Source organism: Streptomyces sp. SID5785 (genome assembly GCF_009870065.1).
In the GTDB taxonomy this organism is placed as follows: Bacteria; Actinomycetota; Actinomycetes; order Streptomycetales; family Streptomycetaceae; genus Streptomyces.
Genome location: NZ_WWIA01000839.1, coordinates 1 through 8,228, shown reverse-complemented (window position 1 = coordinate 8,228; position 8,228 = coordinate 1). Strand labels below are relative to the sequence as shown.

Annotated in this window: 8 protein-coding genes, 3 pseudogenes and 1 riboswitch; of the genes and pseudogenes, 7 read left to right on the top strand and 4 right to left on the bottom strand. The window is 72.4% G+C overall.

Annotated features, from left to right (window positions below; all coding sequences use genetic code 11):
• Positions 1–255: pseudogene (locus tag GTW43_RS27095) on the top strand (hypothetical protein); the annotation flags it as partial.
• A gap of 43 nt (positions 256–298) precedes the next feature.
• On the opposite strand, the gene GTW43_RS27090 reads toward GTW43_RS27095, so the two are convergent.
• A complete protein-coding gene (locus GTW43_RS27090) occupies positions 299–1,210 on the bottom strand; it encodes an ADP-ribosylglycohydrolase family protein (protein WP_161304588.1) in 912 nt (303 codons plus the stop codon).
• Positions 1,211–1,440: 230 nt separating this feature from the next.
• Between GTW43_RS27090 and GTW43_RS27085 the strand changes: the two genes are divergently transcribed.
• Positions 1,441–2,379, top strand: a complete 939-nt coding sequence (locus tag GTW43_RS27085) for an ADP-ribosylglycohydrolase family protein (RefSeq protein ID WP_161304590.1) — start codon at positions 1,441–1,443, stop codon at positions 2,377–2,379.
• Between the two features lie 13 nt (positions 2,380–2,392).
• On the opposite strand, the gene GTW43_RS27080 is transcribed toward GTW43_RS27085, so the two are convergent.
• Positions 2,393–3,166, bottom strand: coding sequence for a glycosyltransferase family A protein (locus tag GTW43_RS27080; protein WP_161304587.1), 774 nt, complete (start codon positions 3,164–3,166; stop codon positions 2,393–2,395).
• 216 nt (positions 3,167–3,382) lie between these two features.
• Positions 3,383–3,478: riboswitch (SAM riboswitch) on the top strand.
• Between the two features lie 10 nt (positions 3,479–3,488).
• On the opposite strand from GTW43_RS27080, the pseudogene GTW43_RS27075 reads away from it, so the two are divergent.
• Positions 3,489–4,132: pseudogene (locus GTW43_RS27075) on the top strand (GNAT family protein).
• Here GTW43_RS27075 and GTW43_RS27070 read toward each other — a convergent pair.
• Positions 4,113–4,901 (bottom strand): class I SAM-dependent methyltransferase, encoded by a 789-nt coding sequence (locus tag GTW43_RS27070; RefSeq protein ID WP_161304586.1) that lies wholly within the window; start codon positions 4,899–4,901, stop codon positions 4,113–4,115. The pseudogene GTW43_RS27075 and the gene GTW43_RS27070 sit on opposite strands and share 20 nt — an antisense overlap.
• 212 nt (positions 4,902–5,113) lie before the next feature.
• Positions 5,114–5,629 carry a putative immunity protein gene (locus GTW43_RS27065; RefSeq protein ID WP_161304585.1) on the bottom strand — a complete coding sequence of 172 codons (516 nt, stop codon included), beginning with the start codon at positions 5,627–5,629 and terminating at the stop codon, positions 5,114–5,116.
• A 103-nt stretch (positions 5,630–5,732) separates the two neighbouring features.
• Between GTW43_RS27065 and GTW43_RS27060 the strand changes: the two genes are divergently transcribed.
• The 4 genes and pseudogenes from GTW43_RS27060 to GTW43_RS27045 all read left to right on the top strand — a co-directional run.
• On the top strand, positions 5,733–6,239 hold the full coding sequence (locus tag GTW43_RS27060; protein ID WP_343246130.1) for a DinB family protein: 507 nt from the start codon (positions 5,733–5,735) through the stop codon (positions 6,237–6,239).
• Between the two features lie 151 nt (positions 6,240–6,390).
• Positions 6,391–6,930 carry a hypothetical protein gene (locus tag GTW43_RS27055; protein ID WP_161304584.1) on the top strand — a complete coding sequence of 180 codons (540 nt, stop codon included), beginning with the start codon at positions 6,391–6,393 and terminating at the stop codon, positions 6,928–6,930.
• Between the two features lie 80 nt (positions 6,931–7,010).
• Positions 7,011–8,141 (top strand): histidine kinase, encoded by a 1,131-nt coding sequence (locus GTW43_RS27050; protein ID WP_161304583.1) that lies wholly within the window; start codon positions 7,011–7,013, stop codon positions 8,139–8,141.
• A pseudogene (locus GTW43_RS27045) lies at positions 8,134–8,228 on the top strand (DNA-binding response regulator); the annotation flags it as partial. The gene GTW43_RS27050 and the pseudogene GTW43_RS27045, both read left to right, overlap by 8 nt.

The following is an 8,228-nucleotide window of genomic DNA, read 5'->3' as shown; positions in this document are numbered from 1 at the left end:
GCCGGTCAGGAGGCTGCGGTCCGGGCACTGGCCGCCCGCGCACTGGCCGACGGGCTGACGCCGCGCGAGCTGGCGTTCCGCACGCACCAGCGCTTCGGGCACGCACTGCCCCTGGCGGAAGCACTGGCCGTACTCGACGATGAGTACGACCTCGTCGAGTACGGGGGGAGAACACCGGCGCAGATCGACGCCGCGGTTCTGGCAGAGGCCCGTCTTCTGCAACGCGGCCGGCGTGATCCCCGACCGGCGCCCTGACCCGGCGCGTGCAGCGGCGGGCCCGGGCCTCCTGCGCTCGCTCCTACTCCGTCACGAACGGCGGCAGTGGCTCGCGGGCCGTATGCCATGCCGGGGGCAGCGCGGCGACGCCCGTGCGCGCGGCGATCACGCCGCCCGCGATGGCGCACGTGGTGTCGATGTCGCCGCGTCCGGCGACGGTGCACCACAGGCCCTCGTGCAGGTCGTCCAGATGCGATGCCGCGCACCACAGCGCGTAGGGGACGGTGTCGGGGCCCGACATCCGGTAGCCGGAGCCCAGGACCTGCGCGGCGTGGCGCACAGAGGTGTGTGCCGGCATGCGGGCGGCGACCCGCAGCCCCGACCGGACGTCGCTGACGGGGAGTCGGTCGGCGACCTGTTGGAGGAAGTCCGCTCCGGACGGGGCGTCCTCACCTCTGCTTCGCGTGGCCAGAGCGGCGGCGACGGCCACGGCCACCGCCGCCGTGACCGCCTCCGGATGATGGTGCGAGACCGCGCCCTGGAGGGCGGCCTGCTCCGCAGCCATGTCGAGGTCGCCGGCGTGCCATGCGCCGAGCGGGGCGGCGCGCATGGCGGCGCCGTTGCCCCATGAGCCCTGGCCCTCGAACTGGCCGGCGACCACCTCCCGCCAGGGCGCGCCCGCGTGGATCCGGCGCAGCACGTCGTGCATCGAGGCACCGTAGCCACGGTGGGTGTCGTCCACGTAGGCCGTCGCGAGGCGTTGGGCGAGCCGGTCCTGGTCGACGGCTCCGTCACCCTCGGCGAGTTCCTCGACCAGGACGACCGCCTGGGCGGTGTCGTCGCTCCACCGCCACAGCGGCTCCGCGGGCAGGGTCCGGGCGTCGAGGGCTGCCGAGCCGTCCCGGCGCAGGATGCCGAACCATCGGTCCCCGAAGGCGTCGCCGAACGCCAGCCCGTTCAAGGAGTCGCGTGCGGCGGGAGGTATGGCGATCATCGGGACAGTTTTGCAGTGCGCCCGCCGTTCTGGCGCCGGGTTTTGGATCGGGCGACGGCAGCGCCGGCTCGCGGGCTTGTCGCCGGACGCGACACGGCGTGTGTCGACGGACCTGTGTGCGCGGATAGCCTGCGCCGATGAAGCGGAGCGAGCACGTCGAGCGGAGCGGGCACGTCGACCCGGCCGAGCAGGCCGAGCAGGCCGAGCAGGCCGAGCCGGGCGGCGAGTGGATCGGGCGGGCCGACCGCGTCGCCGGTGCCGTCGTCGGCTCGGCCGTGGGGGACGCGCTGGGCGGTCCCTTCGAGTTCGGTCCCCAAGGGGCGTTCTCCGCACGGTTTCCCGTGCCCGGTGCCGGTGGCGAGATGTGCGGCGGCGGAGGCTGGGACCCCGGTGAGGCGACCGACGACACGCAGATGGCCGTCCTGGTCGCCGAGTCGCTGCTGGAGCGCGGCGGGCTGGACCTGCCGGACGTCTTCGCCCGCTTCCAGCGGTGGGCGGCGGCGGAGCCGAAGGACATCGGTCTGCAGACCGAGGACGTCCTCACGAACGGCATGCCCTGGGACCTCGCCGCCACGACCCACTTCCGGATCAACGAGCGGGCGGCCGGCAACGGCTCCCTGATGCGGGCGTCGACCTCCGCGGTCCACTGCGCCACCGCCGGGCGGGCGGCCACGATGGAGGCGGCCCGCCGCATTGCCGCTCTCACGCACGGTGACCCCACGGCCTGGGAAGGCACCGCGATCTTCCACGAACTCGTCCGCGTCACGCTCGAGGGCGGCGACCCGGTCGCGGCGCTCCCGGCGATCCTGGCGGAGGTCCACGCCGACCACCGCGACCGCTACGCCACCGTCCTCGCGCCCGACTGGCACCCCGAGCAGGCGACCGAGTTCAACGGCGCCGTCTGGCCCTGCCTGGGCTCCGCGGTGTGGGCCCTCCGCACGACCACCGGCTTCGAGGACGCCGTACGTGCCGCGATCGAACTCGGTGGCGACACGGACACGGTCGCCGCCGTCACCGGAGGCCTCGCGGGGGCGTACTACGGAATCGAGGCCGTCCCCGCCCGCTGGACCGAGCCGCTCCATGTGCCGCTGCCCGGCTTCGACGGCCGCGTGCTGCACCTGGACGACCTGCTCGACCTCGCCCGCCGGCTGGGGCGTGAAGGGGGCTAGCGCGCCGCCGCGCTCAGATCCGGGAGTTGCGCAGGGACTGCCACACCGCGCCGGCCAGTGCCCGCCCGGCGCGCGGCACGGAGAGGTGCTCGTGCTCGCGGTACAGCTGCCAGTTGTACTGGACGAGGGAGAGCTTGTTCGAGGACAGCGAGCCTGCCTGGTGGGCCCGGTATACCGCGAGCGGCTCGGACAGGCCCCTGGCATCGGCGCCGTCCCGCATGATCGAGAGCCACAGGGCGTAGTCCTGCCGCTTGCGCATCTCGGGCATGAGCCGTGTGCCGAGCGCGTTGCGGTCGTACATCGCGGTGAGCGCGCCGATGTAGTCGCGGACCAGCATGGCGCGGTAGTCCACGTGCTCCCGGGCCTGGATCACCCGACCGTTCGGGACGAAGTCGACGCTCTCCCCGGCGTAGTCGGCGTCCATCTTGAAGTACGACGTGAAGGTGAGGGGCGCACTGCCTTCCGCGGCGAAGGCGAGCTGCCGCTCCGTCTTCTCCGGCAGCCACATGTCGTCGCTGTCGAGGAAGGCGATGTAGTCGCCCTTGGCGCGTTCGATCGCGAGATTGCGCGCCTTGCCGGCGCCGCCGCGCTCGGGTGCCCGCTGCGGCAGGACCCGCTCGTCGTTCCGGGCGAACTCGGTCAGCAGGTCCATGGACTCGTCGGACGACTGGTCGTCGGTGACCAGCAGCTCGAGGTCGCCGTGGGTCTGCGTGAGCACGGACCGCACGGCCGGGCCGAGCGTCGCCGCTGAGTTGTAGACGGGCATCACGACGGACACCAGGGGCACTGTGTTCTCCTTGCTCAGTCGGACCGACAGGTCATTCAAACATCACGACCGGCCAGGAGCCGACTCGGTGTCTGACGGGGCCCCGGCGTCCCGGCCCACCGGAACGGAACCGTCACGGAATGCGGTCGGGCGCACCCCTTGCGTGTCCGGCAGGGCGGGAGCCCTGGCGGTGCAAACCCGATTGACGGCTCCGCTCGCGGGTGGTCAGGATCGATGGGTTCATCCAGAGGACCTCGAGGGACCTGGCCCTGTGACGGTCCGGCAACCTGCACCAGCACCATCGCAAGGTGCCGACGCCAGGAACGATGAGGAGTGGCATCCCGTGCGACCGCGTCCCTGGTTCGACGTGCCGACGCTCACCGGTTCCCTGGTCCGGCTCGAAGCGCTCTCCCTCGACCATGCCGAGGATCTCGCGCGAGCGGCGGAGGAGGACCGCAGCAGCTACGACTTCACTCTCGTTCCACGAGCCGCGCAGGTCCCGGCTACGTGGAGGCCCAGTTCGGTCGCATGGCGCACGGGCTTGTTCCCTTCGCACAGATCCGCCGGACCGACGGCCGCGCCGTCGGCTGCACGGCGTACTGGGATCCGCGCCACTATCCGGGCGGCGACGCGCTGCGCGCCGTCGAGATCGGCTTCACCTGGCTCGGCGCGTCCGCGCAGGGATGCGGCATCAACACCGAAGCCAAGATGCTGCTCATGCGGCACGCCTTCGCACGCCTCGGCGTGGCCAGGGTCGACCTCAAGACCGATGCCCGCAACAAGCGATCGCGCAAGGCGATCGAGAATCTCGGCGCGACCTTCGAGGGCGTGCTCCGCAACTGGTCCATGTCCTGGGTGCCGGGCGAGGAAGGACGACTGCGCGACTCCGCCATGTACTCCGTCGTGCGATCCGAGTGGAGCGGGGTGCAGGCCCGTCTCGTCGACCGGTTGGCCTCGCGTCGCGGCGCTACGCCTCAGGAGAGGTGAGCAGCGAGGAACCGCCCGTGGTGCTCACGCCTCGGCGGAACAACGCGGTCCACAGGAACGGCACGCCGAACAGCGGTGACGTCGCGGGCTGTTCCCGCATGCGCCGCAGTTCCACCTCCTCCAGGTCGGAGAAGATCCGGCGCAGCGACTCCGGGGTGTAGGCGAGGCCGCCCTGAAGGTCCCGCTGCCGGTAGAGGTCCGCGTCCGTGGCTGCGCAGCCCATGCCGCCCTCGCCCGCGGCGAAGGTGGTGAGGACCAGGTGGCCGTCGGGGGCGAGGACCCGCTCGAGGAAGGCGAGGTAGGTGACCCGGCGGTGCGGCGGCAGATGGTGGAAGCACCCCGAGTCGACGACGAGTCCGTACGGGCCACTCAACTCGGCTGCGGAGAGCGCGAATGCGTCACCGCACAGGAAGCGGACGGCCGCTCCGGCCTCCTGCGCTCGTTCCTCGCCCCACGCGACGGCGACCGGGGAGAGGTCGACGGCGTCCACCTCGAAGCCGCGCGCCGCGAGGTGGAGGGCGTTGCGGCCGGGGCCGCATCCCAGGTCGAGGGCGCGGCCAGGAGGGATCAGGCCTCGGTCGAGACAGGAGGCCAGGTTCTCGTCCGGCTTCGACACGAAGAACGGGACCGACCGAGCGCGGTCGCTGTAGAAGCCGTCCCAGAAGTCGGCGCCGTCGCCTGTTGCCAGAACGCCGTCCTCCGAGTCCGCTGCGAAGAGCCCGTCCAAGAGCGTCAGTACATCGTCGATGGTGACCACGGTCCGGTCCAATTCTGCCCCCTCCGGTGGCTGCCGAGCCTAAGCCTGAGGAGGGTGAAGTGCCAGATCAGCGCGTGGACCGCAAGGCTCTGGAGGGGCCGCGGTGGGACGGCGCGGGGTGGCGGGTGCGGGTCACTTCGGGCCGTGGCTCCGCGTCCGCCCGAGGGGCCGTCAGGTGTGGTGAAGCGGCCTCCCTCGCCCGCCGCGAGGAGCCCGATCCGTGGTCAGCATGTGAAGACCGACCAGCAGATGTCGTTCCTCAGGCGCTGGTCGTCCAGGACGAGGTCGCGAATCGCTTCCGGGAGTCGGTCTCGCTGCCATCGGCACTCGCGTCGACCGGCGGCGACGCTCTCGGCTTCGGGGGCTGCGGCGCGCGCGGCCTTGATCGCGTAGGCGGCCGCCCCGAGTTCGTGTGCGGCGACGTGTGCGACAACGGCGGCCTGGCCGGCGGCGTACGCGGCGTGCCGTGCCGCCCCGCGCAGGTCCCGGGCGGCGCCCATGGCGTGGCCGCCTGCCGCACGGGCCTGCATCATCCGTACGTCGCCGCTCGCCCAGGCACGGGCGTGCTCGATGGCCTCGCGGGGGCGCGGATCGTCGGGCCTGGCCGCCTCGAAGCAGGGGAGGACGTGTTCCGCGCAGGCCGCCGCCCACAGCGCGAGGAGGTGGTGATCGGGGTCCGTGAGGGTGCCGCCCCGGCGGATCGTGATGAAGCGCGGGTCACGGATCTTCGGGAGGATCATGGCGGCTCTACCTTCCTCGTGGCGTGCGAGCGGTGCGGCGTCCGGGAGTTCGGCCTCGTCGCCCGGGTGGTGTCTGGAGTGTGCCCTTGCCATCATCGGGCCGGTGGATGATGACCAGCGTGTACACCCCTCGATGGCCGCCGACGACCGTACGTCACTCACGTCGTTCCTCGACTACCAGCGGGCCACTCTCGCGATGAAGTGCCGTGGGACGACCGGTGAGCAGCTGAGACGCCGGGCGGTCCCCACCTCGGCACTCACGCTGCTGGGCCTCGTGCGCCATGCGGCGTCCATCGAGCGCAGTTGGTTCCGGTTCGCTCTGGACGGCGAGGACGTCGAGCCGCTCTGGGGTGGTGCGGCGGGCGGCAGGGACGCGGAGTTCCGCGTCGAGGACGCCGATGCGGACGAGGCGTTCGCGGCGTGGGAGGAGGAGTGTGCCCGGTCGCGCGCGGTCGTGTCGTCCTTCGCGTCCCTGGACGACACCGTGGAGCGCGGCGGCGTGACGATCTCCCTGCGCTACGTCCTGACGCACATGATCGAGGAGTACGCCCGGCACAACGGCCATGCCGACCTGCTGCGCGAAGCGATCGACGGTGCTGTCGGCGAGTAGGTGACGCAGGGGGACGAGCGAGTTCGGCACCCGTCGCCCCGGCCGGACCCGCGCCGCCGGGCGGGTGGGTTGAGGGGTGGGGGTGGATGTCCACCCGGAGGTCCACCTGTGGGTCCACGCCGAGAGATCCGCGCCGGAGCAGTCTGGGGTCATGACTTCGACTGAGTGGATCACCGACATCGCGCTCCTCCTGGTTGTCTTCCGGCAGCTGCGGGAGGGGCGCCTGGACCTCAAGACGTTCCTCATCCCGCTCGGGATCGTGGCCTTCGTGGCCAGCCAGTACCTCGACTCCGTCCCGACCGGCGGGAACGACCTCGTGCTCATCGGGTCGCTGGTGGCGGTCGGCGCCGTTCTCGGCATCGCGGGCGGCGTCTACACCCGCATCCGGGTGTCGGGGAAGCACCTCCTGATCAAGGCCGGCGCGGTCTCGGCGACCCTGTGGGTGGTCGGCATGGGAGCGCGGATGGGCTTCCAGCTGTGGACGGAGCACGGAGGGGCCTCCCACGTGGCCCGGTTCAGCGTGACGCACCACATCACGAGCGACCAGGCGTGGGTCGCCGCGTTCGTCCTGATGGCGCTCACGGAGGTCGTCACGCGACTCGCCACCATCTACCTGCGCAGCCGGATGGTGGACCGGGGCCAGGAGGCGGCCGTGGCCGGCCCCGCACTGAGCGTCCGCCGCGGTGCCTGACAGTGAGCTATCGTCGCGCCGTGACAGCGCCCGAGACTCGCCCGGAACCGGAGCCCTCCCCGAGGGCGGAGCGCCTGGCGGTGACGCGGGGGGACCCCAGGACGCACGGCGCTGTCACCCTGGCGGTGATCGCCCTCGGGTTCGTGACGGTCCGGCCACTGGGTGTGAGCGGTCGCGGGCTGCTCGTGGCGGCGCTGCTCGTGGTGTGCTCGGCGGCGCTGCTGGCCCGCCAGCTGCCCCCGGGCCGGCTGTCCCCGCGGACGGTCCTCGCGGGGATCGCGGTCGGCATCGTCGCGGCGGCCGCACTGATCGGCGTCAGCCGCGAGGGATCCAGCTACCTGTTCGCGTTCTTCCTCGTCGGCCACAGCGGCTACCGGTTCCCCCTGCGGTGGTCGCTCCCGCTCGCGGTCGCGAGCAGTGTGCTGTGCGCGGCGGTGCTGTACTTCGGGATCGGCTCGGGGCATCCGGAACTGCCCTGGGGCCTGGGCCTGAGCACCGGTCTCCCGGTGGTGGCCGGAATCCTGAGCCGCAGCAGGCAGCAAGCCCTGGAAGCGGTGGTGGAGGCGGCCGCCTCCACGGAGCGGGCCGCGCGGGCGGAGGCCAGGGCGGCCGTGCTGAGCGAGCGCAGCCGGATCGCCCGCGACGTGCACGACGTCCTGGCGCACTCGCTGGCCGGGATCAACATGCAGCTCGAACTGGCCGACGCGCTCCTGGAGACCGGTGACCTGGACAAGGCCCGGGCGGCGAACCGCACGGCGCACGGCCTGGTCAGGAAGAGCCTCGAGCAGGCCCAGTGGACGGTGCGCGCTCTGCGGGAGGACGCCCTGCCGCTGGTGGAGACCCTGACCGCGATGATGGAGTCGTCCGGGCACCACGACGGCCCGCGCGTCACCGGCACGGTGCGTCAGCTGCCGGCGCGGCACACGCAGAACCTGCTGCGGATCGCGCAGGAGGCCCTGACCAACGCCGGCCGGCACGCACCCGGCGGACGCGTCACCGTGGAACTCGGGTTCGCCGGGGCGCAGACGCGACTGACGGTCCGCAACAGCCCGGCCACCCGTAAGGTGAGCGCAGGCCTCGGCAGCGGAATGGGCCTGATCGGCATGCGTGAGCGGGTCGCTCTGCTGGGCGGCACGCTCACCGCCGGGCCGGTCGCCGAGGGACCGGACGCAGGTGGCTGGCAGGTGGAGGCAGTGATCCCCGATGAGTGAACAGACCGAGCAGCAGCAGCGGTTGCGCGTGATCGTGGCGGACGACCAGGCGGCGGTCCGTGAGGCACTCGCGGCGGTCCTCGCGCT